This is a genomic window from Microbacterium sp. P5_B6 (genome assembly GCF_056400345.1).
Map to the genome: position 1 here is coordinate 371,507 of NZ_JBFULL010000001.1, position 22,412 is coordinate 393,918.

The window sequence follows — 22,412 nt, forward strand, 5'->3', positions numbered from 1 at the left end:
ACCTGGGGCCGAGCTTCGACGGCGTCATGCCGGTTCCGGCCTCCGCGCCGGGCCCCGCTCCCGCCGTGCGCATCGATCACGTCTCCAAGCGGTTCGGGCGTGGGCCGGTGGTTCTCGACGACGTCTCGCTCGACATCGCGCCCGGCGAGTTCGTGTGCCTCCTCGGCGCCTCGGGCTGCGGCAAGTCGACGCTGCTCAACCTCATCGCCGGGCTCGATCAGACGACGGCGGGCAGCATCCAGACCCCCGCCGGTGGGTCGGCGGTCATGTTCCAGGAATCCGCGCTCATGCCATGGCTGACCGCGCGCCGCAACGTCGAGCTGGCGCTGCGGCTGCGGGGGATGCCGCGTGGCGAGCGGCGTGAGGCGGCGCTGGCCCTGCTCGACACCGTCAATCTCGCGGATGCCGCCGAGAAGCGCCCGCACGAGCTCTCGGGCGGCATGCGCCAGCGGGTCGCGCTCGCCCGCGCCCTCGCCCAGGACCGGCCGGTGCTCCTCATGGACGAGCCCTTCGCCGCTTTGGATGCCATCACCCGGGACCTGCTGCACGAAGAGCTGGAGCGGGTGTGGCGCGCGACCGGCCGCACCATCGTGTTCGTGACCCACAACGTCCGCGAGGCCGCTCGGCTGGGCCAGCGGGTCGTGCTGCTCGGGAGCCGGCCCGGCCGGGTCGTGCAGGAATGGCGCATCGGCAAGACGACCGGCCGCCGCATCGAGTCCCCCGAGGTCGCCTCGCTCTCGGTCGAGATCACCGAGCAGCTGCGGAAGGAGATCCGCCGCAATGCCGCGTGAGACACCCGCCGCGCTCGCGCACGGCTCGCAGAGCCCGATCCCGCAGACCGACGAGCTGCGCAGCCTCGCCGCCGGCCTCGATCGGCTGCAGACCGACGAGGACGCCGGGCAGACCGGCTGGCGCCGGTTCGCCGCGAGCGTCGTGCCCCCGATCGTCTTCGTCGCACTCCTCATCGTGGTGTGGCAGCTGTACGTCGTCATCGCCCAGCCGCGCCCCGACATCGTCCCTTCTCCGGTCGACGTGTGGAATGCGATGGGCGACGCATGGGAGGCCGGCCGCCTGCAGGAGGCGGTCATCACCAGCCTCGAGCGCGGGATCATCGGCTTCATCATCGCGATCATCGTCGGCACCCCGATCGGCCTGCTGCTGGCCGAGGTGCGGCCCATCCGCCGCGCCGTCGGCCCGATCATCTCGGGCCTGCAGGTGCTCCCGTCGGTCGCATGGGTGCCCGCCGCGATCATCTGGTTCGGCCTGTCGGACGCAACCGTCTACTTCGTGATCCTCATGGGCGCGATCCCGTCGATCGTCAACGGCCTGATCGCCGGCGTCGACCAGGTGCCGCCGCAGCTGCGGCGCGTCGGCACCGTCCTCGGCGCGTCCCGCTGGCAGCTGGCGACCGCGGTGATCATGCCGGCAGCCCTCCCCGGATATGTCGCGGGGCTCAAGCAGGGCTGGGCGTTCTCGTGGCGCTCGCTGATGGCCGCCGAGATCATCGCGACGGGCGGCTCGATCGGCTTCGGGCTCGGCTCGATGCTCCAGCAGTCCCGCGAGCTCGCCGACCTCGCCAGCGTCCTCGCCACCATCATCATCATCCTGGTGATCGGCGTGCTCATCGAGCTCGTCTTCTTCGGTCCGGTCGAGCGCCGGATGCTGAAGCGCCGGGGTCTGCTCGTGACGGCAGGCGCGCGATGACCGGCGCACACGCTCAGGGCGCCCCCGGGAAGGTGTGGCTCGTCGGCGCGGGACCCGGGGATCCGGGTCTGCTCACGGTGCGCGGTCTTCGCGCGCTGGAGCGCGCCGACGTCATCGTCGCGGACCGCCTCGGCGCACGCGCCGTGCTCGACGGGCTCGCCGCCGACGGGGTCGAGCTGCGTGCCGAGGTCGTCGACGTCGGCAAGCTGCCCGGCCACCATGCGGTGCCGCAGGACGACATCAACGCCCTCCTCGTCCGCTTCGCGCTCGAGGGCAGGCAGGTCGTCCGCCTCAAGGGCGGCGACCCGTACATCTTCGGCCGCGGCTCCGAGGAGCTCGCCTTCTGCCAGGACCGCGGGGTCGACGTCGAGGTCGTGTCGGGCGTCACCAGCGCCATCGCGGTGCCCGCCCTCGCCGGCATCCCGCTGACGCACCGCGGCGTCGCGACCGCCTTCACCGTCGTCACCGGCCACGACCAGATCGCCGAGCTCGGCGGCGGTCGCGACCACACCGTCGTCCTGCTCATGAGCATCGGCACGCTCGCCCCGGCCGCGCTCACGCTCGCCCGCGGCGAGCGCGGCGCCGACTGCCCCGTCGCGATCGTCGAGGACGGCTTCGGGCCGCGCCAGCGGGTCACCGTCGGCACGCTCGCCACGATCGCCTCGCAGGCCGCCGAGCGCGGCATCCGCTCTCCGGCCGTCGTGGTCGTGGGCGATGTCGTGCGCGTGAGCCCCTACGCCCCCGAAGCCCTCGCGCTCGGTCTGTCCTCCTTCGATCCGCTCGCCACCCCGGCGAGCGCCTCACGAAAGCCCCACGCACTGTGACTTCTTCGAACCTTCAGCTCCGCGTCGCGATCGTCGGCGCCGGTCCCGCCGGCATCTACGCCGGCAACATCCTCGCAGGCTCCGTATCGGCGGCCGGAGGCGCGGTCGCGATCGATCTCTTCGAGTCGCTTCCCTCGCCCTACGGCCTCATCCGCTACGGCGTGGCGCCCGATCACCCGCGCATCAAGGGCATCGTGAACTCGCTGCACGAAATGCTCGACCACGCTCCCGAGGGCGACACCCGGCGCACCATCCGCTTCATCGGCAACGTCGAGGTGGGTCGCGACATCGACCTCGAAGACCTGCGCGATCGCTACGACGCGGTCATCCTCGCGACGGGCGCGATCCGGGATGCCGCCCTCGACGTGCCCGGCATCGATCTGCCCGGCTCGTACGGCGCGGCGGACTTCGTCGCGTGGTTCGACGGTCACCCGGACGTGCCGCGCGACTGGCCGCTGGACGCCCGCGAAGTCGCCGTCATCGGCAACGGCAACGTGGCGCTCGACGTCGCGCGGATCCTCGCGAAGCACGCCGTCGACCTCCGCTCGACCGAGATCGCCGACAACGTGCTGGCCGGGCTCGAGGCCTCTGCCGTCACCGACGTCCACGTCTTCGGCCGTCGCGGCCCCGCCGACATCAAGTTCACCCCCATCGAGCTGCGCGAACTCGGCGAGGTGCCCGACGTCGACATCGTCGTCCACGACGAGGACTTCGTCGACGCCGACCCCGCGAAGGCCCCCAACAACCAGCTGAAGGTCATGCTCCGCGTGCTCAACAGCTGGCGTGAGCGGGAGTCCACAGGAGCGAGCCGCCGGCTGCACCTGCACTTCTACCACTCGCCCGTCGAGGTGCTCGGTGACGACAGGGTCGAGGGCCTGCGCTTCGAGCGCAACGAGCCGGTCGGAGACGGCACGGTGCGCGGCACCGGCGAGACCCGCGACATCGCGGTGCAGCAGGTGTACCGCGCCGTCGGCTACTACGGCACGCCTGTGGTCGGCGTGCCGTTCGACGAGCGGCGCGGGGTGATCCCGAACGTCGAAGGACGCGTGACCGGCTCGCCGGAGTCGAGCGAGAGCATCCCCGGCCTGTACGCCACGGGCTGGATCAAGCGCGGCCCGGTCGGCCTGATCGGCCACACCAAGTCCGACGCGATGGAGACGATCGCACATCTGGTGGCGGATGCCGAGGCCGGCGTCCTCACGGCGCCCGCCCTCGACGCCGACATCCTCGAGCTGCTCGAGGAGCGAGAGGTCGCGTACACGACCTGGGACGGCTGGCTCGCGCTCGACGCTCACGAGCGGGCGCTCGGCGCCGGCCACCGTCACACGCGCGAGCGCGTGAAGGTCGTGCCCCGCGACGAGCAGGTCGAGGTGTCTCGAGGCGCGTGCGTCAGCGAGCCGGGGGTTTGGGGCGGAGCCCCATTGAGCAGCGTCCTGACGCTGTCATGACGTACGTCATCGCGCTGCCGTGCGTCGACGTCAAGGACCGTGCATGCATCGACGAGTGCCCCGTCGACTGCATCTACGAGGGTGACCGCTCGCTCTACATCCACCCCGACGAGTGCGTGGACTGCGGCGCCTGCGAACCGGTGTGTCCCGTCGAGGCGATCTACTACGAAGACGACCTGCCCGACGAGTGGCAGGACTACTACAAGGCCAACGTCGAGTTCTTCGACGACATCGGCTCGCCCGGCGGCGCGGCCAAGGTCGGCGTGATCCACAAGGACCACCCCGTCATCGTCGCCCTCCCCCCGCAGGACCACTGATCGTGGCTGACACGATGCAGACCGTGGACCTCGCATCGACCGAGGTCGACGTCGTGATCGTCGGCGGTGGTCCCGCCGGGCTGTCGGCGGCGCTCAATCTCGGCCGCGCCCGCGCCTCGGTCCTGCTCATCGACGCGGGCCGCCCGCGGAACGCAGCGACGCTGCGCTCGCACGGCTTCCTGACCCGCGACGGCGTCTCGCCGATCGAGCTGCGCAAGCTCGCACGGGCCGAGCTGGCGGCCTACCCGAACGTCACCGTCATCGATCGCGGTGTCGCCGGGGGGCTTCTGACATCGGATGCCGTCTCAGGCATGCGCTTCATCACGGCTCTCCAGGGCCGTCGCTCCGGCACGCCGCCGGCCGTGGCATCCCGGTCCCTCATCGTCGCCACCGGCCTCCGCGAAACGCTGCCGGCGATCCCCAGCCTCCGCGCCTTCTACGGCATGACGCTCTTCAGCTGCGCCGCGTGCGACGCGTGGGAGCTGCAGGACCGGCGGCTCGCGCTCATCGGCGAGACACCCGATCTTGCCGCTCGCGCACGGCTCATCTCGCGGTGGACCGACCGCCTCACCGTCTTCACCCACGGTGCCGACGTCATCGACACCGTCGAAGAGGCGGAGCTGGCGGCATCCGGGATCGCCGTGGAGCGGCGCCGCATCGACGACCTGGAGGGCGACCGCGGAACCGTGTCGGCCGTGCGACTGGTCGATGGCACGAGGATCGAGATCGACGGCGGGTTCGTGCGGCCCGAGTGGCACCCGTCGCTGGACTTCCTCGGCTCGATCGAGGTCGACCGCGACGAGGACGGGCATCTCGTGGTGGACGGCTCGGGCCGCACGTCGGTGCCTGGACTGTATGCGGCGGGGGATGCTGCCGCTCCCGGGCCGCAGCAGCTCATCGTCGCCGCAGGCCAGGGCGCGCGGGCGGCGGCCGTGCTCGTGCACGACCTCGTCGGGGTGCGCACCGCCCACTGACGGCGCTTGCGGAGGAGCTGTCGCCGATCGGAGGAGGTCTCGAGCCGCAGCATCCTCCGATCGGGGACATCTCCTCCCGAGCCGGTCGGCGCCGCCGCACCCGCCGCCGCCCGGGTCACTCTCAGTCGTGGTGGAAGATCTCGGGGAGCTCTTTCCACCATTCGCCGGGAGCCCGGTCGTCGAGGGGACTCTGGAGCGGCTCCTGCACCGCCCACCACCGCTGCGTCTCGGGGTCGGCGGCGATCGCCGCCATGTCGGCCTCGTAATCGTCACCGGTGTACTCGAAGTACGAGAACAGCAGCTCGCCGTGGCGGTAGATGGAGTAGTTGTGGATGCTGCTCGCGGTGAGACGGGCGAGCACGGCCGGCCACACAGCGGCGTGGTACCGCTCGTACTCCTCGCGGTTCTCCGGAGCGAGGCCGATGACCGACGCGACGCGCTTCACGATGTGGCTCCTCGGGGCTCGGCATCCGGGATCTGCAAGGGGATCCCCTCCCTCGCGTCCGATTCGTAGGCGGCTTCGACGACGGCCATCGTGTGCAGGACGTCGTCGACCGACGTGGGCAATGTCGGCACCGACCCGTCGACGAAACGCTGGAGCGCGCCCATCGAACCGATGAAGGCGTCGGGGAACCAGGAGCCCTCGAACGGGACCGGCTGCCAGCCGGCGCCCTTGTCGTCAGAGAGTGCGAGCTCCAGGGCATCCGGGCCCCCGGTCGGGTAGTCCAGGAGCAGGCCCATCTGCGCGCGGATCGCCCCCTTCGTCCCTTCCCACTTGATGAAGCTCTCTTCGTGCTGAGGCCCGAACGCGTGGTCGTGGTTCGTGCTGATCGTGACCCGGAGGGGTCGATCGCGATAGCGCATGAGGATCGTCGAGCGCGTGTTGGCCACCTCATCCTTGAGGGGATGGCGCACGGTCACGGCGCTGACGCCGTCGGGGTCGCCGAAGAACGAACGCACGAGGTCGACGTAGTGCACGCTGTGCATGTTGATCTCGAGGCGCTCGAGCCCGAACACATGGGGGAAGAGGTGCCACGGCGTGTCGACCGAGACGCGGATCTCGAAATCGTAGAGCTCTCCGATCACGCCCCCCGCGACGAGGTTGCGGGCGGCCTCGACATAGGGCGCAAAGCGCAGCTGCGTGTTGACGGCGGCGACCAGCCGCTTGCGCCGGCACAGGTCGCGCAGCTCGATCCCCTGCGCGAGAGTGTGTCCGAGCGGCTTCTGGATGAGCACGGCGGCACCATCGGGCAGCGCCTCGAGCGTCTCGAGGTACTGCTCCGGCATGAGCGCGATGTCGTACACCGCGTCGGAAGGCGCCTCGGCCACCGCCTCGGCGACCGTGCCGAAGACCCGCTCGATGCCGTACTCGTCAGCGAGCGCCTGGGCGCGCGCCACCGTGCGGTTGACGAGCCCCCACACCGGATACCCGGCCTTGCGGTACGCGGGCAGGTGCGCGTCCTTGACGATGCCGCCCGTGCCGATGATGACGATGGGGCGTGCCGCAACCGGGAGCTCGACGGTGTACGACGCGGCCGGGTGCAGCTCAGGGTGGTCGGTCATCGCGTCACCCCTTCACTGCACCGACGGTCTGACCGCGGATGAGGTACCGCTGAGCCCCGAGGAACACGACGAGGAGGGGGATCATCGAGATCACCGTCGCCAGGGCGAGCTGCGGCATGTAGAGCTTCACGTCCAGCCCCGCGGCAACGGTGGCGTTGAACAGAGGGCTCGCTCCGATCAGCTCCTGGATGCCGATCGAGATCGTCTTGTTCTGCTGGTTCGCCGTCAGGAGCGCCAGCGGCAGGAAGAAGTTGGTCCAGTTGGCGACGAAGGAGAAGAAGGCCACCAGCGCGACCGCCTGCTTCGAGATCGGCAGGCCGACCCTGAGGAAGATCGCGATCTCGCCGAGACCGTCTATGCGCGCCGCTTCGACCAGCTCCGGGGGCATCGTCGTCATGAAGTGGATGTAGCTGAGGTACACCCCGAACGGGAAGAAGCCCATGATGACAGCGACCGGCCAGAGCTGCCCGACCGCGCCCACGGCATTGACCTCGAGAAAGAGCGGAATCACGAGCACCGTGTTGGGCATCACCATCGCGAGCAGGGTCGCGAACAGCCAGAACTTCCGCGAGCGGAACCGCAGCCTCGCCATCGCATAGCCGGCGGGAAGCGCGGCGAAGATGGCGAGCAGCCCTCCCGCGACCGAGAGGATCAGGGAGTTGAGGATCCAGCGCTGGTAGAGGCCGCCTTCGCCAGGACCGAAGCCGGTGATCTGGCTCCAGCTGAAGACGACGTTGTCCCACGACATCCCCTGCAGGCCCAGCCAGCCGTCCGTTCCCGCGGCGACGCCCTCCTGATTGCGGAAGGCCATGGCGATGAACCCGACGATGGGGATGACGAACATGGCGGCGACGACGACCATGACCGAGACGCGGGCGATCCGGCCCGCGCTCCATCTGCGCGAGCCGACCGGGCGGTGGATTTCCGTCTCTGACGCGGCGCTCAACGTGCCTTCTCCCTGTCTTCGCCGAACAGGCCGCTCCTGAAGACGATGAAGATCCCGATGGCGAGCGTGATGACGAGCAGGATGATCGACATCGCCGCCGCCGCGGGAAAGTTCCGATTGTTGAAGGCGAATGCGTAGCCGAGCTGGGTCGGAGCCCACTCGGCCTCGACCGAGCCCGAGGAGATCTGACGCAGCAGATACGGCTCGAGGAAGAGCTGGAAGCCGTACGCCAGGTTCATGAGGGCGGCATACCCGATCCAGGGACGGATGAGCGGGAGCTTGATCCGCCACGCCATCTGCCATGCGTTGGCGCCGTCCAGCGAGGCGGCTTCGAAGATCTCATCCGGGATGCCGTTGAGCCCGCCGTTGACGATCACGATCCAGGTTCCGACGCCCTGGAAGAACAGCATCCCGGTCAGAATCCAGGGAAGGTTCTCGGTCGTCGTGATCTCTTTGAGGGTGTCGAGTCCCATGCCCCGCCAGAGGAAGGCGATGGGCGACTCCGACGGGTTCAGCAGATAGACCCAGAGCACGAAGTTCGCGATACCCGCCAGGGCACCCGGCACGAAGTAGATGAAGCGCATGGCGCCGCCGAAGCGGCCGGGGCTTGCGTGGATGAGGAGCGCCAGCCCGACCACGCCCAGGATCATGAGGGGCAGCCAGATGATCATGACCGTGAAGATGTTCACGAACGTGTCGACGAACCGATAGTCCGTCACGACGGTGATGAAGGCATCCAGTCCGCCGAAGCCCGACTGCGGGTTGACCAGCGTCGCGGGCTTCTGGAGCGAGATGTAGAAGGCGTAGCCGATGGGGATCGCCGCCGCCACCAGGAAAAGCAGCGCGTACGGCGCGATCAGCAGCCACGCGCCGCGGGCCTCGGTGCGGTGGAGCGATCTGCGGCGGCTCGGTCGAGAGGGGGGCGCATTGCGGCGCCGCCCGGTGGTCAGCGTCTCGGTGACGGTCGTCGTCATGACTTCTTCCTCGAAGCTCTGGTGCGAACGGGGGCGCCGGTCCCGGACCGACGCCCCCGCCCGCGGATGCGTTACTGGACGGTGTAGCCCACGGATTTGGCCTGGTTGACCAGTTCCTCACCGAAGGCGGCGATGGCCTCCTCGACCGTGCCACCCGCGATCAGCGTCGGGCTCACGGTCTCGGCCCACACGGAACCGGTGTCGTACAGCATGTACGAGTAGGGGTTCACGGCGGAAGCGGCGTCCTTGAATGCCTGCTGGACGGTCGGGATCTCCGAGAAGTAGGCGTCCGACTCGATCTTCGCGAGCCACGGGTCCTGCACGGGGCCGTAGCCGGGAAGTCCGGTGCTCAGCTCGACCTGCCATGCCGGGTCGGTGGCCACGAAGGTGGCGAAGGTCAGCGCGTTCTCGAGCTGCTTTCCCGTGATGTGGGACGAGACGCCCCACAGCCCGCCGCCCTCGTTGCCTGTCGACGGCTTGGACTCACCCTCCCAGCTGAGCGGGGCGACCGCAGTCATCTGCCCGGCAGGGATCTTCCAGGTGTCGCGGAACAGGTAGTTGCCCCACCACACGGCTCCGGGGCTCATCACCAGGTTGGCGCCGGCCGCGGCCGCGTCGCCGTCGAAGATGCCCTGAGTGCTGAGCGCACCGCCGTCGTACATCTGCGTGAGCAGCTCGGTCGCGCGGACGCACGTCGGGTCACTGAGGTCGATGTGCGCCTCGGTCTCGGAGACGCGGTCATTCGTCGGGCAGCCCGAGCCCTGCAGATAGCGGTTCACGGCATAGGCGTCACCGAGGAACCCGCTGATCTTGTCGGGGTGCTCCTGGGCGATGGTGACCGCGAGGTCGCCGTACTCCTCCCAGGTCGTGGGGAGGGTGTACCCGTTCTCGTCGAAGAACGCCTTGTTGTACCAGAACACGTCCGGCGCGGCGTCGTTGCGGAGGCAGCGGATCTTGCCGTCGATGTCGCAGAACGACAGGACTGCCGGGTCATATCCTTCGATGACGTCCGGCAGCAGGTCGGTGAGATCGGCCGCGTAGTCGCTCGTCGAGTTCGTGGCCCAGGCGATGTCGTCGTTGGACGGGAAGAAGATCGCGTCGGGCCATCCGGAGCCCGCCGAGTCGAAGTTGGCGAACGACTGCTTGACCGTCTTGCCGCCGACGGTCCCGTCGATCTGGACGACGTCGATCTCGATGTCGGGGTGAGCCGCCTGGAAGGCTTCGGCCGCGGGCACGCGGGGCGGGTCGACCCACACCGTGATCTTGCCGCCCGAGTCCGTCTGCGCATCCGGCGTGGCCGCGTCGCCACCGCCGCCGGAGCAGCCGGCGAGGGCGAGAGCCGCCACGACGATGGCTGCGCCCGCCGTGAGGATCCTCTTGGTCTTCATTGACACTCCTTGAATGAGGGGTGGCGTCGCTGAGCGCACGCCGTCGTGATCTGCGTGGTGGTGCAAGCGCCGCTCGATCGTGATCAAACGCTATCCTCGGTACTGCTCGGAGTCAAACGTTTGCGCACGTTGTGTGCGGCGGTGGGTTTCGCACTGCCAGTCGAACCATACATCAGATGAATCGCTCACGACCACCCCCGAGGTAACGATTCAGGAGTGGATCGGGCGTTAGTGATTAGATCATTCGACGCCGAGGCGTACGGCTTCGAGGCGGTAGAAGCCGGCGGCCGTGCGGCCCAGAACCAGCTCGCGGTCGAGCGCGCTCAGCCCTCCGAACAGCGGTCGCAGGCCAGCCCAGACGCGGGTGTAGCCGCCGGCCAGCACGGCGATCGGCCAGTCTCCGCCGTACATCAGACGACTCGGTCCGAAGAGGTCGAGCGCGCGCTCGAAGAAGGGTCTGATCCCCTCCGTCGACCACGCGGCCACGTCGTCCGTCGCGGAGTAGAGACCGCTGATCTTGCCGTGCACCAGAGGGTTCTCCGCTGCCGCGGCCATGAGCGAACTCCAGGGCTGGTCCGAGTCGAGCCCGATCGGCGGCTTGGCGAGGTGGTCGATGACCATGCGCAGGCCCGGATGCCGCGCGGAGAGGATCGGCACGAGCTCGAGGTGCCGCGGCAGCACGGCTACGACATCGAGGGCCATGCCGCGCTCCTCGAGCAGACCGAGGGATTCGTCGACATCTCGGCGAAGGAGCCAATCGGGATCCGGCTTGTTGTGGATGAGGTTGCGCACTCCCACCATCAGCCCGTCCCCCTCCCATTCGTCGAGGGTCGCCGCCGTCGCGGCAGGATCATCGAGTGGGGCGTACCCGACGATCCCCACGACCTCCCGGTGGGCCGCGGCGGACGCGCGCATCAAGGCGGTGTCCTCGGCGTTGTCGGCAGACTGCACCTGAACGGTGAAATCGACCCCCGCCGCGCGCAGCTCGGGGGCGAGGTCGTCGAACGTCATCGCCACATCGATCGGCGCGAGGTCGGGTCCCAGCCAGTCGTACTCGGCCGCCGCGGGATCCCAGACGTGCTGATGCGCGTCGATAACGGGGAAGGTCATTTCGTCTCCGTCTGTTCAGGTCGTCAGGATCGTGGCACCCGGGGGCGACTGCTGCGGCGCCCCGACTCGACGGACGAGACACCTCCGCGGGACGCCGCATTCGCGGACGGTCCTGACCATCCTCAGATCATCGGATGTCTCGCCCGTTCCAGCCTAAGACAATCGATTGATCATGCGCTAGTCGTCCGATGACGCGCCGAACCGTACACTGACACCCATGATCGACCAGAAGACCGCGACGGTGTCCCGCTCACAGACCGACGTGGTGATCGAGAGCATCAAGGACATGCTCACCCACGGCGAGCTGCACCCCGGGTCGCGACTTCCTGTCGAGAAGGACCTCGCCGCGCAGCTGGGTGTCTCTCGAGGGTCGCTGCGCGAGGGGGTTCGCGCACTCGCCACCCTCGGGGTCCTCGAGACCCGCCAGGGCGACGGCACCTATGTGACGGCGCTCGACCCTCGTCAGCTTCTGAGTCCGCTGGGATTCCTCGCGGATCTCCAGCAGCCCGCGCATGCCGCGGATCTTCTCGCCGTTCGCCGTGTCCTCGAGTCCGAGAGCGTCTCACTCGCGGCGTCCCGCCTGACCGATGACGAACTCGTCGAGCTCGACGGCGTGCTGGCCGTCGTCGACCGCATCCTCGAGAGCGAACCCGACATGGACCTCGAGGCCTTCATCGACGCCGACACGCAGTTCCACCGCATGATCGCTCGCGCCAGCGGCAACCCGCCGCTCGCCGCCATCATCGACACCCTCGTCGGCCGGACGTTCCGCGCCCGCCTCTGGCGCGCCATCTCGCACCGCGGCTCGGTGCGGGAGACCCAGGCCGAGCACCGCGCGATCCTCGACGAGCTCGTGCGGCGCGACCCCGAACGGGCCCGCATCCGGATGTCGGTGCATCTTCTCGGCGTCGAGGAGTTCAGCGCGGCGCACGCCGACGAAGATCCAGAAGCGGTCTAACGCCCCGCCCAGTACGAGCCGCCGGGGAATGAGTAGGCGGCGACCGAGTCCTCGAACATCTCGGCGCTGTAGCCCGGCTGCTGCGGAAGCACGTACGAACCGTTCTCGACGACACACGGATCGACGAAGTGCTCGTGCAGGTGGTCGACGAACTCGGTGACCCGGTTCTCGAGGGTGCCCGACACGCACACGAAGTCGAAGATCGAGAGGTGCTGCACCAGTTCGCACAGCCCGACGCCGCCCGCGTGCGGACATACGGGAACTCCGAACTTCTGGGCCATGAAGTAGACCGCGAGAATCTCGTTGACGCTCCCGAGCCGTGCGGAGTCGAGCTGGCAGTAGTCGATCGCCTCAGCCTGGAAGAGCTGCTTGAACAGCACCCGGTTCATGCCGTGCTCGCCGGTCGCGACGCCGATCGGAGAGACCGCCCTGCGCACCGCAGCGTGACCCAGGATGTCGTCCGGGCTCGTGGGCTCTTCGATCCAGAGCGGCCTGAACTCCGCGAGATGGCTCATCCACTCGATCGCCTCGGGAACGTCCCACACCTGGTTCGCGTCGATCATGAGGTTCGCATCCCACCCGATGACCTCTCGGGCGATGCGAAGACGGCGGATGTCGTCGTCGAGGTTCGCCCCGACCTTCAGCTTCACGTGCCGATAGCCCTCGTCGACGGCCTCCTGCAGGAGACGTCGCAGCTTGTCGTCGCTGTAGCCCAGCCATCCGGCACTCGTCGTGTAGCAGGGATACCCGCCGCGGCCCTCCAGCTCGGCGACCCGCGCAGAGCGCGTCGGCATCAGGTCGCTGAGCATCGCGATCGCCTCCTCGCGTGTCAGCGCGTCCGACAGATAGCGCATGTCGGCGGCGTCGACGAGCTGCTCCGGGGTCATGTCCGCCAGCAGTCGCCAGAGCGGCTTGCCCGCAAGGCGCGCGGCGAGATCCCACATCGCATTCATGACCGCTGCCATCGCGAGGTGGACGACCCCCTTCTCGGGGCCGAGCCATCGCAGCTGCGAATCCGACGCCAGCTCGCGGTAGAGGCCGCCGAGGTCGGACACCGCGTCCTCCACGGATCGTCCGACCAGGGGCAGCCCCCGCTGGCGCGCGGCCTCGACGCAGAGATCGTTGCCGCGCCCGATCGTGAAGGTGAAGCCGTATCCCTTCACCTCCGGGTCGTCGGTGTGCACGACGACGTACGCGGCGGAGTAGTCCCCGTCCTTGTTCATGGCGTCCGAGCCGTCCATGCTCAGCGACGTCGGGAAGCGCACATCGTGCGCCGTCACTGCGGTGATCGTGGTCATGCAAGAGCCTCCGGGATGAGTCCGGCGTCGGCGAGCTCGCGCCAGACGAGGTTGGGGATGGGAGTGGCGGTCCGCTCGCTGTTCGAGCGCACCTGCGCGCCGCCGCGGGCGCCGAGCACGACGCTGACGACCGCGGGATGCCGCAGCACGTACGAGATGGCGGCATCCGGCAGGGTCACCCCGTGCCGCTCGCAGACATCGGCGATGCGGCCCGCCCGTGCGAGGAGCTCGGGCGGAGCAGGCTGATAGTCGAAGTGGGCGTCCGGAGCGGGGCGGGGCCTGCTCAGCAGCCCCGAGTTGTAGACGGCCGCAGCGACCACGCCGACGCCGCGCTCGGTGGCGAGCGGGAGAAGTTCTGCGAGCGCCTCATCGTCGACGAGCGTGAAGCGCCCCGCGCACATGACGATGTCGACATCCGCGCGACGGATGAGCTCTGCCAGCGGAGCAGCGTGATTCATGCCGGCGCCCACCTCGGTGACGACGCCCTGCTCGCGCAGCTCGATGAGCGCCGCGATGCCCTCGGTCGAGGCCTGCTCGAAGTGGTCGTCGGGATCGTGCAGATACAGGATGTCGATCCGATCGAGACCCATCCGCTCGAGCGAGTCCTCGACCGAGCGCAGGATGCCGTCACGGCTGAAGTCCCACTCGCGGCGGGGGTCTGCGGGGACATCGAAACCCTGGCCGTCGCGCTCGTGTGCGGTCTCGGGGCTCGGCACGAGAAGCCGGCCCACTTTCGTCGACACGACGAATTCGTCGCGCGGATACCCGGCCAGCTCAGCTCCGACGCGCCGCTCGGAGAGTCCGACCCCGTAGTGGGGTGCGGTGTCGAAATAGCGGATGCCGGCACCCCATGCGGCCTCTATGGTCTCGGTGGCCTCGGCGTCGGACGTGACCCGATAGAGGTTGCCGAGCTGTGCTGTGCCCAGCCCGAGCTCGGTGAGCTCCAGGCCGCGCCTCGTTGCGCGTGCGTGCATGATGTTCCCTCCGCGATCTCCTCATCCTAGGGGAATCATTGGATGATTGAGTGCGAAAAGCTCGCGCGAGGGCATTGATAGGCCGAATCCGGGCCTAAAGATCGGTTCTATCCGGTGATCGGGGGAGCGGTCGACTCGCGCTCGATCAACACCGGCGCGGGATCCGTCACGACGGTGTCGGCGACGACTCCTCCCGTGATGCGATCGAAGATCGCCGACATGGCTGCGGAGCCGAGCTCATACAGCGGCATCCGCACCGTTGTCAGCGGGGGCCACGCATTCTCGGCTGTCCACGCGTCGTGCATCGCCACGATGGAAAGGTCTTCGGGCACGCGCAGACCGAGACGGCGGGCCTCGAGGAGCGCCCCGTGCGCCGCGTTCACATTCGCCACCACGACGGCGGTCGGCGGCTCGGCCAGGGCGGCCAGGCGGGCGAGGCCGATCCCCCCGCTGCGAGGGTCGTAGCCGAGACGGGTCACCCGGCCATCCGGCGCCTCGATGCCCGCGTCCGCCATGGCGGCACGGAAGCCGGCCTCGCGTCGCGCCGCGGAGTCGGATGCGGGGTGGCCGCCGAGCAGACCGATCCGGGTGTGACCGAGGTCGATCAGGTGCTGCGTGCCCAGGCGCATGCCGAGCTCGTCCTGCAGAACCACCGAGCCCGCGCCCTGGGGGTGGATCGAGTTCACGAACACGACGGGCAGGCTCCCCTCGACGAGCGTCTGCAGATCCTGCGGCCGCATGTTGTCGCCGACCTGCACGAGCACCCCGTCCACCCTCCCCTCGCCGATCAGGCGGGGGATCGATTCCTCGCCCTCCGGCATCCCCTCCGCCCGCGCGAGCAGCACCATGTACCCGCGGCGGTGCGCCTCGTCCTCCACACCGCTCATCAGCTCGGTGAAGATCGCATTGGTCAGGTCGGGCACGACGAGTCCGACGACGTTCGTGCGCGCGAACTTCAGTGCGCGCGCGGCGAAATTGGGACGGTAGCCGAGTTCCTCGGCTGCCTGGTGGATGCGCCGGCGCGTCTGATCGCTGACGCGGGCGCTCGGCGCGTCGCTCAGCACGCGCGAGACGGCCGAGACCGACACCCCCGCCCGCGCGGCGACATCGCTCAGCGTGGCCATGCGCCCAGTGTAGGGATCACGCCGCGCGACGGTTCACGAGGTAGAGGTGGGTCAGCACCATCACCGTCTCACTTCGCTGATTGACCACCGTGACGAGTTCGCTGACGAAGCCGACCGCGTCCGGGCGCTTCGGATGCTCGGTCTTCTCGGTGATCTCGGCCGTCACCCGGATCGTGTCGCCGATGAAGACCGGGCCGATGAAGCGGACCTTGTCGTAGCCGTAGCTCATGGACTGCGGATTGATGTCGCTCGCCGTCATGCCGACCGCGACCGAGAGGATCAGCGTCCCGTGCGCGATGCGCTGGCCGGCGGGCTGTGTCGCCATCCATTCGGCATCCATGTGATGAGGGAAGAAGTCGCCCGTCTGCCCCGCGTGCAGCACGATGTCGGCCTCGGTGATCGTGCGTCCCACACTCTCCCGACGCTCACCGGGTTCGATGTCCTCGAACCACCGGTCGATGGTCTTCATCAGGGCACCAGCCATTCTTCGACGCCTTCGTCGAGTCGTGCCCGCAGCTGGTCGTCCGTGAGTCGGCCGACGAGCGCCTCAGTGACGAACTCCGAGAGCGCGTTCTGCAGCTCGATGTAGTGGACGAACCGTGGTCTCACATAGGCGCCCTCGAGCGTCGCGCGCGTCCCGCGGAAGAAGTCCAGCGAATCGGCATTGGTGCGATCGCTCTCCCACGCGACCGCGTTTCCGGGCTGCCCGCCCGCGTCGTAGTAGACGCCCTCCTGCACCTCGGCGCTGTCGAGCCAGAACGCGTGCGCGATCGCCTGCTCGGGATGCCGGGTGTGCGCCGACACCGCGATGCCGGCGCCGCCCAGCAGGGCACCGCGCACCCCCTCGCGCGACGAGGGGATGTCGACGTACGCCAGGCGGTGGTCGCGGAAGCCGGCGCGACTGTAGTTGGTGTAGCCGAACATGAGCGGCACATAGGCGTACCGGTCGCCGGAGCTGAGCGCATCCGCCGTCTGGATCGGATTCCAGCCGGCGTTGTCGGCCGGCACGAGCCGGGCGAGGCGGCGGAGCGTGTCCATCGCCTCGGCGAGCCCGTCGGCGCTGAGGAACACTCCAGGCGAGCGCATCGGCTCCTCCCCGTTGCCGGACGCGACGGTCACGAGGCTCGAGAAGGAATCCACGGGCTTATGCGGCCACAGCACGCGCCCCTGCTCGGCGAGAGCGAGGACGCCTGCCCAGTCGCGCGGGGGTTCGGGCAGGAGGTCGGGACGGTAGGCGGCCACCTGGGCCGCGGCATCCGTCGCCAGTCCCCACTGCCCGCCGGCATGGCGGTACGTGTCGTGCGACGGCCCCACCGACTGGCCCGCGAGAACCGCCAGCTCGTCGTCGTGGCCGGTGCCGTCGAGCCGGGCGAAGAGCTCGTGCTCCGCGGCGAGGGGGATGTGCGGGTGGTCGATGACGAGCAGGTCGTACTGCTCGACGAGGGATTCGAGGGGCTGGTCGGCGAAGGCCTGGAGCGAGCGCTGCTCCCAGTGCACTTCGACATCGGGCGCGACGGATCGGTAGGCGCGAGCGGCCGCAGCGACGCTGCCGTACCCCCGCGCGTGCTCCCAGGTGATGCCCTTCAGGATCGTGGTCACCGTGCCTCCTCCCGCTCGACGAGGGGGTGCGAGGCGGGCGGGAACTCGGCGCGCACGCGCGCGTCGTCTTCGCCGAGGATCGGTGCGGCCTTCTCGCTCGTGAGCACGCGGCCGTCGATGCGCAGCGGACTGCGGGTCGTGGAGATCGTCGCGCCTCGTCGGGTGACGTCCTGGGTCATGCGGATGGCGGCGAAGCCGTCCGAGGCGAGCAGATCGTCGAGGGTGAGCACCGGGGCGCACCAGACGTCGGCGGCGTCCAGGATGTCGAGCCAGGACTGCGTCGTCCCGAGCGCGAAGCGCGCCGCGAGGATGGCCTCGATCTCCTCCTGCCGATCCCAGGCGTCCTGCGGATCGGCCATCTGCTCGAGGACGGGCAGCTCGAGGAGGCTGCCGAGCTTGGGGATCGGATTCATCGCAAGGGCGATATAGCCGTCGCTGGTCGGGTACGTCCCGTACGGCGCGGCGAGAAAGGCATGAGCGGAGTGCTCGCCGTGCCGCTCGACGTGGATCGAGTCGTCGTTGAGCTTCGTGCTCAGCAGCTCGAACTGCAGATCGAGCATCGACTCGAGGAGGCTCGACTCCACGAGTCCTCCCTCGCCGGTGCGGAAGCGGCGAACCAGCAGCGCCGTGACGCCCTGGGCGATATGGCAGCTGAGCAGGTGGTCGGCGATCGACAGGCCGACGGGGACCGGACCGTCGGCTTTCGAGCCGCTGAGCCAGGGGACTCCCGAGATCGACTGAGCGAGCAGATCCTGGCCTGGGCGGTCGCGCCAGGGTCCTTCGGTGCCGTAGCCGGTGGCGCTCGCGTAGACGATCGAGGGGTTGATCGCCTTGACGGATTCGTAGTCGAGCCCGATCCGCTCCATGACCCCTGGGCGGAAGTTCTGGATGACGACGTCGGCGCGCGCGACCAGCTCCGTGACATACGCGAGGTCGGTCGGGACCTTCAGGTCGGCGGTGATCGACTCCTTGTTGCGATTCATCGCGTGGAACGACACGGTGTCACCGTCGACGACGCGACCGGCGAACGCGAGAGTTCGTCCGATGTCTCCCGTGCCCGGACGCTCGACCTTGATGACTCGGGCACCGAGGTCGGCAAGGCGCATGGCAGCGACCGGACCGGCGAGGAATTGGCTGAAGTCCAGGACGAGCAGGCCGTCCAGCGGCCCGGTATTCCCTGCAGGCATCGGGAGTGCACCACTTTCTCACTGGGCATGATCGCGCTTGATCAATCGTTTGCTCATGCTAGTTTAGAGTGTGCGGCAACCGCAACACCACCGGTCGCACTGCCCCAGTAGTGCAGACTGGGAGGGTACATTCATCTGATCTTTAGGAGTTGTCGATGCTGACAGCGAGTTACGTGGGCGATGGCACCATCTCCATCTCCGAGGCAGAGGCGGTTCCTCCCGGTCCGAGTCAGGTGCAGATCGCCGTCGCCTACACCGGCTTGTGCGGCACGGACCTGCACATCCTGCACGGAAGCATGGATGCCCGGGTGGAGACCCCGCTCGTCTTCGGGCACGAGATGAGCGGGACGATCGCGGCTCTCGGCGAGGGCGTCTCGGGGTGGAGCGTCGGCGACGGGGTGACCGTCATGCCGCTGTCGTGGGACGGCACGTGTCCGGCCTGCCTCGCCGGCAACACCCACATCTGCCAGAACCTCGACTTCATCGGGATCGACTCCCCCGGGTCGCTGCAGGGGCGGTGGAACGTCCCCGTCGAGACCCTCGTCGCCCTGCCGTCCGGACTCCGTCTCGACCACGCGGCTCTCGTCGAACCGGTCGCGGTCGCCGTCCACGACGTGCGCCGGTCGCAGCTCACTCCCGGCCAGAAGGTCGTCGTCATCGGCGGCGGCCCCATCGGTGTGCTGATCGCGTCCGTCGCCCGCCACTTCGGCGGGGACGTCGTCGTGATCGAACTCGACGAGAAGCGGCGTGCGCAGATCGAGGGACTCGGCTTCGCGACTCTCGACCCCCGTGCCGTCGACCAGGTGACCTGGGTGACCGAGTGGTCGGCCGGCGCCGGTGCCGACGTCGTCTTCGAGGTGTCGGGGGCTGCCGCGGCAGTGCTCGGCGCGACCGGGCTCGCGAAGGTGCGCGGCACCATCGTGGTCGTCGCGATCCACCCGACGCCGCGCGAGATCGACCTGCAGCGCGTGTTCTGGCGGGAGCTCAGCATCCTGGGCGCCCGCGTGTACCAGCGACAGGATTTCGAGACCGCCGTCGAGCTCGTGGCCGACGGCGTGATCCCCGCCGACCTTCTCATCACCCGCATCGCGCCGCTCAGCCAGACCCAGGACGCCTTCGCCGACCTCGAAGCCGCGCGGGCGATGAAGATCCTGGTGGATGTCGGAGGCCAGGCATGAACAACCCATCGCAGAGGAGAACCACCATGACACTCGGACGCCTCGGCGACCCCGGCACCGAGATCCCCGTCGTCCGCCACGACGGCCGGGTCTTCGACCTGCGGCCTCTCACGGCCGACATCGACGGATCGTTCCTCGCCGCAGACGGCGTGGCCCGCGCCCACGCCGCCGCGGCCGCGGGCGACCTGCCCGAGCTCGCCGGCGCCGCCGACCTGCGGGTGGCATCGCCGGTGGCCCGGCCGGGCAAGGTCGTGTGCATCGGCCTGAACTATCACGATCACGCCGAGGAGACGGGCGCCGCTGTGCCGGCCGAACCCGTGGTGTTCATGAAGGACCCCACGACCGTCGTCGGACCCTTCGACGACGTCCTCATCCCCCGGCGATCGGTGAAGACCGACTGGGAGGTCGAGCTCGGCGTCGTGATCGGCACTGAGGCGCGGTATCTCGGATCCCCGGAGGACGCTCTCGACCACGTCGCGGGCTATGTGCTCTCGCACGACGTCTCCGAGCGGGAGTTCCAGCTCGAGCGGGGAGGCCAGTGGGACAAGGGCAAGAGCTGCGAGACGTTCAACCCGCTCGGCCCCGACCTGGTGCCGGCAGACAAGGTCGCGGACCCGCAGAACCTCGGGCTGCGGCTCTGGGTCAACGGCGAGCTGCGCCAGAACGGCTCGACCTCCGCCCAGATCTTCCCTGTCGCCTATGTGATCTGGTACCTCTCGCAGTTCATGGTGCTGCACCCGGGAGACCTCATCAACACCGGCACTCCCGCCGGCGTGGCCCTCGGCATCCCGGGCAATCCGTACCTGCGCGAGGGCGACGTGGTCGAACTCGAGATCGACGGGCTGGGCCGCTCGCGTCAGACGCTGGTGCAGGCATGAGCTCGGGGGAGTTCGACGGCCTCGTCGCCGTCGTCACCGGTGGCGCCTCCGGGATCGGGCTGGCGACGGCCTCCGCCTTCGCCGCGCGGGGTGCGCGCGTCGCGGTGCTCGATCTCAACCCGGGCGACCTGCCCGAGGGGCTCACCGGCTTCCGTGCCGACGTCTCCGACCGCTCGTCGGTGGATGCAGCGATCGCAGCCGTGGCCGATGCGTTCGGCGGCATCGACATCGTGGTCAACAGTGCGGGCATCAGCTCGGTCGGAACCGTGGAAGAGGCGACGGATGCCGATTGGGCGAGGGTGATAGACATCAACGTCACCGGCACGGCGCGCGTGAGCTCGGCCGCCCTGCCGTGGCTGCGACGCTCCGGCCACGCGGTGATCGTCAACCTCTGCTCGGTCGCCGCGCTCAACGGCCTCCCCCAGCGAGCGGTGTACTCGGCCTCCAAGGGCGCGATCCTGAGCCTGACCCTCGCGATGGCCACCGACCATGTGCGCGAGGGCGTGCGGGTCAACTGCGTGAACCCCGGGACGGTCTCGACCCCGTTCGTCGATCGGATGCTGCAAGGCTTCGACGACCCCGTGAAGGAGCGGGCCGCGCTCGACGCGCGGCAGGCGACCGGACGCATGGTGACGCCAGAAGAAGTCGCCGGCGCCATCCTGTACCTGGCGAGCCCGCTGTCGGGCTCGACGACGGGCACCGCCCTCGATGTCGACGGCGGTCTCACGCACCTGCGCGTGCGTCCGAAGGACTAAGCGGCCAGGCGGCTGAGCGGGGTCATGGCAGCATCCCCCGCTTCGCCAGGCTGTCGAACAGCGCGGCGATCCCGAACGTCCACGGTTCGATCTGCTCGCTGAGGCGCACCCGGTTGGTGAGAGCCCCGAGCCTGGGCTCGGCGATGCGGACGATGTCGTCGACGTGGTGCGTGAAGCCCCGGCCGTGCTCGTCGCGATCCTCGACGGGCGCGAAGAGGGTGCCGAGGAACAGCACGAAACCGTCGGGATACTGGTGGTGATCGCCGATGACCTGCGCGACGATATCGAGCGGATCCCGGGCGATGGCAGCGAGCGGGCTGTGGCCCGTCATCGAGAAGCCGTCTGGACCTTCGACGGTGAGGGTCACGACCGCGGTGCGCACGTCATCGATGCCGTAGGAGGCATCGAACAGCCGGAGGAACGGCCCGATCGCCGCCGAGCCGTTGTTGTCTTTGGCTTTGGGCAGCAGCAGGGCGGAGCGGCCTTCGATGTCGCGCAGATTCACGTCATTGCCGAGCGCGGCCCCCACCACTTCGCCCCTCGAAGAGACGACGAGCACGATCTCGGGCTCGGGGTTGTTCCACTCCGACGACGAGTGCAGTCCGACATCGACGGCGGTGCCGACCGATGCCAGCACCGGCGCCTTCGTGAAGACCTCGGCGTCGGGGCCGATGCCCACCTCGAGGTACTGGCTCCACAGTCCCCGCTCGATCAGCGCCGCCTTGACCCGCGCCGCCTCCGGCGAGCCGGGCACGAGCGTGTCGAGCTCTCCCCCGAGCGCCTCGGTGATCTCGGCCCGTATGCCGAGCGCGGCATCCTTCTCCCCGCGAGCGCGCTCCTCGATGACGCGCTCGAGCATCGAGATCGGGAAGGTCACCCCCGCGGCTTTGACCACGTGCAGATCGATGGGCGAGAGCAGCCACGGCCGATCGGGGTCGCGGGCATCCGGCGGGGTGTTCTCGAGCAGTTCGTCGAGCGTTCCGAGCAGGGGACCGGATGCTGCCGCCGCGGCCGCCGCCGGGTCGGGGGTTTCGGTCAGCGACCGGACAGTGCCGAAGCTCGCGCTGAGATCCACCACGCCCTCGGCACGGACGGCGACGACGCTCGGACCCCCGGCAGCGGGGTCCCACGCCCGCCCGACGAGCACGCCGGTCGTGCCGTCGTCGGGCAGCAGGGAGTGGATCTCGGTCGTGTGCATGCGCGTCATGCGCTC

At 69.1% G+C, this 22,412-nt stretch carries 23 protein-coding genes; 10 read left to right on the forward strand and 13 right to left on the reverse strand.

Annotated elements, in window-relative coordinates; genetic code table 11:
• The first annotated feature begins 26 nt into the window (after positions 1-26).
• Genes AC1DP3_RS01590 through AC1DP3_RS01615 form a run of 6 tightly spaced genes read left to right on the forward strand, consistent with a single transcriptional unit; the run spans position 27 to position 5,267 of the window.
• Entirely contained in the window at positions 27-791 is a 765-nt protein-coding gene (locus AC1DP3_RS01590; protein ID WP_477290736.1) for an ABC transporter ATP-binding protein, read from the forward strand.
• The gene (locus AC1DP3_RS01595) at positions 781-1,704 is read left to right on the forward strand and encodes an ABC transporter permease (RefSeq protein WP_477290596.1); all 924 of its coding nucleotides are present in this window, start codon (positions 781-783) and stop codon (positions 1,702-1,704) included. Before AC1DP3_RS01590 ends, AC1DP3_RS01595 begins: the two co-directional genes overlap by 11 nt.
• A complete protein-coding gene (gene cobA, locus AC1DP3_RS01600; RefSeq protein WP_477290598.1) occupies positions 1,701-2,528 on the forward strand; it encodes a uroporphyrinogen-III C-methyltransferase in 828 nt (275 codons plus the stop codon). The genes AC1DP3_RS01595 and cobA overlap by 4 nt, the downstream gene beginning before the upstream one ends.
• Positions 2,525-3,976 carry an FAD-dependent oxidoreductase gene (locus AC1DP3_RS01605; RefSeq protein ID WP_477290600.1) on the forward strand — a complete coding sequence of 484 codons (1,452 nt, stop codon included), beginning with the start codon at positions 2,525-2,527 and terminating at the stop codon, positions 3,974-3,976. Before cobA ends, AC1DP3_RS01605 begins: the two co-directional genes overlap by 4 nt.
• The gene (gene fdxA / locus AC1DP3_RS01610) at positions 3,973-4,293 is read left to right on the forward strand and encodes a ferredoxin (protein ID WP_477290602.1); all 321 of its coding nucleotides are present in this window, start codon (positions 3,973-3,975) and stop codon (positions 4,291-4,293) included. The genes AC1DP3_RS01605 and fdxA overlap by 4 nt, the downstream gene beginning before the upstream one ends.
• Before the next feature lie 14 nt (positions 4,294-4,307).
• Positions 4,308-5,267 carry an NAD(P)/FAD-dependent oxidoreductase gene (locus AC1DP3_RS01615; RefSeq protein ID WP_477290738.1) on the forward strand — a complete coding sequence of 320 codons (960 nt, stop codon included), beginning with the start codon at positions 4,308-4,310 and terminating at the stop codon, positions 5,265-5,267.
• 121 nt (positions 5,268-5,388) lie between these two features.
• Here AC1DP3_RS01615 and AC1DP3_RS01620 read toward each other — a convergent pair whose 3' ends face one another.
• The 6 genes from AC1DP3_RS01620 to AC1DP3_RS01645 form a co-directional block, all read right to left on the reverse strand.
• Positions 5,389-5,712 (reverse strand): L-rhamnose mutarotase, encoded by a 324-nt coding sequence (locus tag AC1DP3_RS01620; RefSeq protein WP_477290604.1) that lies wholly within the window; start codon positions 5,710-5,712, stop codon positions 5,389-5,391.
• Positions 5,709-6,830 (reverse strand): Gfo/Idh/MocA family protein, encoded by a 1,122-nt coding sequence (locus AC1DP3_RS01625; protein WP_477290606.1) that lies wholly within the window; start codon positions 6,828-6,830, stop codon positions 5,709-5,711. Before AC1DP3_RS01625 ends, AC1DP3_RS01620 begins: the two co-directional genes overlap by 4 nt.
• A 4-nt stretch (positions 6,831-6,834) precedes the next feature.
• Positions 6,835-7,776 carry a carbohydrate ABC transporter permease gene (locus AC1DP3_RS01630; RefSeq protein WP_477290608.1) on the reverse strand — a complete coding sequence of 314 codons (942 nt, stop codon included), beginning with the start codon at positions 7,774-7,776 and terminating at the stop codon, positions 6,835-6,837.
• Positions 7,773-8,750, reverse strand: coding sequence for a carbohydrate ABC transporter permease (locus tag AC1DP3_RS01635; RefSeq protein ID WP_477290610.1), 978 nt, complete (start codon positions 8,748-8,750; stop codon positions 7,773-7,775). Before AC1DP3_RS01635 ends, AC1DP3_RS01630 begins: the two co-directional genes overlap by 4 nt.
• Positions 8,751-8,821: 71 nt before the next feature.
• On the reverse strand, positions 8,822-10,138 hold the full coding sequence (locus AC1DP3_RS01640; protein WP_477290612.1) for an ABC transporter substrate-binding protein: 1,317 nt from the start codon (positions 10,136-10,138) through the stop codon (positions 8,822-8,824).
• 240 nt (positions 10,139-10,378) lie between these two features.
• On the reverse strand, positions 10,379-11,248 hold the full coding sequence (locus AC1DP3_RS01645; protein WP_477290614.1) for an amidohydrolase family protein: 870 nt from the start codon (positions 11,246-11,248) through the stop codon (positions 10,379-10,381).
• 217 nt (positions 11,249-11,465) lie between these two features.
• Here AC1DP3_RS01645 and AC1DP3_RS01650 point away from each other — a divergent pair, with 217 nt between their 5' ends.
• A complete protein-coding gene (locus AC1DP3_RS01650) occupies positions 11,466-12,206 on the forward strand; it encodes a FadR/GntR family transcriptional regulator (RefSeq protein ID WP_477290616.1) in 741 nt (246 codons plus the stop codon).
• On the opposite strand, the gene AC1DP3_RS01655 is transcribed toward AC1DP3_RS01650, so the two are convergent.
• The 6 genes from AC1DP3_RS01655 to AC1DP3_RS01680 form a co-directional block, all read right to left on the reverse strand.
• Positions 12,203-13,504, reverse strand: coding sequence for an L-fuconate dehydratase (locus AC1DP3_RS01655; RefSeq protein ID WP_477290618.1), 1,302 nt, complete (start codon positions 13,502-13,504; stop codon positions 12,203-12,205). The genes AC1DP3_RS01650 and AC1DP3_RS01655 overlap by 4 nt on opposite strands.
• Complete coding sequence (locus AC1DP3_RS01660) at positions 13,501-14,478, reverse strand: aldo/keto reductase (RefSeq protein ID WP_477290620.1); 978 nt, start codon at positions 14,476-14,478, stop codon at positions 13,501-13,503. The genes AC1DP3_RS01655 and AC1DP3_RS01660 overlap by 4 nt, the downstream gene beginning before the upstream one ends.
• A gap of 107 nt (positions 14,479-14,585) precedes the next feature.
• Positions 14,586-15,602, reverse strand: coding sequence for a LacI family DNA-binding transcriptional regulator (locus tag AC1DP3_RS01665; protein WP_477290622.1), 1,017 nt, complete (start codon positions 15,600-15,602; stop codon positions 14,586-14,588).
• 16 nt (positions 15,603-15,618) lie between these two features.
• A complete protein-coding gene (locus AC1DP3_RS01670) occupies positions 15,619-16,086 on the reverse strand; it encodes a MaoC family dehydratase (protein ID WP_477290624.1) in 468 nt (155 codons plus the stop codon).
• A complete protein-coding gene (locus AC1DP3_RS01675) occupies positions 16,071-17,201 on the reverse strand; it encodes an extracellular solute-binding protein (RefSeq protein ID WP_477290626.1) in 1,131 nt (376 codons plus the stop codon). The genes AC1DP3_RS01670 and AC1DP3_RS01675 overlap by 16 nt, the downstream gene beginning before the upstream one ends.
• Positions 17,198-18,388: a CaiB/BaiF CoA transferase family protein gene (locus AC1DP3_RS01680; RefSeq protein WP_477290628.1), complete on the reverse strand. Its 1,191-nt coding sequence runs from the start codon at positions 18,386-18,388 to the stop codon at positions 17,198-17,200. The genes AC1DP3_RS01675 and AC1DP3_RS01680 overlap by 4 nt, the downstream gene beginning before the upstream one ends.
• A gap of 155 nt (positions 18,389-18,543) precedes the next feature.
• On the opposite strand from AC1DP3_RS01680, the gene AC1DP3_RS01685 reads away from it, so the two are divergent.
• From AC1DP3_RS01685 to AC1DP3_RS01695, 3 genes are read left to right on the forward strand one after another with little or no spacing between them, the layout of a single operon-like run.
• Positions 18,544-19,566: a zinc-dependent alcohol dehydrogenase gene (locus AC1DP3_RS01685; protein WP_477290630.1), complete on the forward strand. Its 1,023-nt coding sequence runs from the start codon at positions 18,544-18,546 to the stop codon at positions 19,564-19,566.
• Positions 19,567-19,592: 26 nt separating this feature from the next.
• The gene (locus AC1DP3_RS01690) at positions 19,593-20,444 is read left to right on the forward strand and encodes a fumarylacetoacetate hydrolase family protein (protein ID WP_477290632.1); all 852 of its coding nucleotides are present in this window, start codon (positions 19,593-19,595) and stop codon (positions 20,442-20,444) included.
• Positions 20,441-21,199, forward strand: coding sequence for an SDR family NAD(P)-dependent oxidoreductase (locus AC1DP3_RS01695; RefSeq protein ID WP_477290634.1), 759 nt, complete (start codon positions 20,441-20,443; stop codon positions 21,197-21,199). The genes AC1DP3_RS01690 and AC1DP3_RS01695 overlap by 4 nt, the downstream gene beginning before the upstream one ends.
• A gap of 22 nt (positions 21,200-21,221) precedes the next feature.
• On the opposite strand, the gene AC1DP3_RS01700 is transcribed toward AC1DP3_RS01695, so the two are convergent.
• On the reverse strand, positions 21,222-22,406 hold the full coding sequence (locus AC1DP3_RS01700) for a fumarylacetoacetate hydrolase family protein (protein ID WP_477290636.1): 1,185 nt from the start codon (positions 22,404-22,406) through the stop codon (positions 21,222-21,224).
• Positions 22,407-22,412 lie beyond the last annotated feature (6 nt).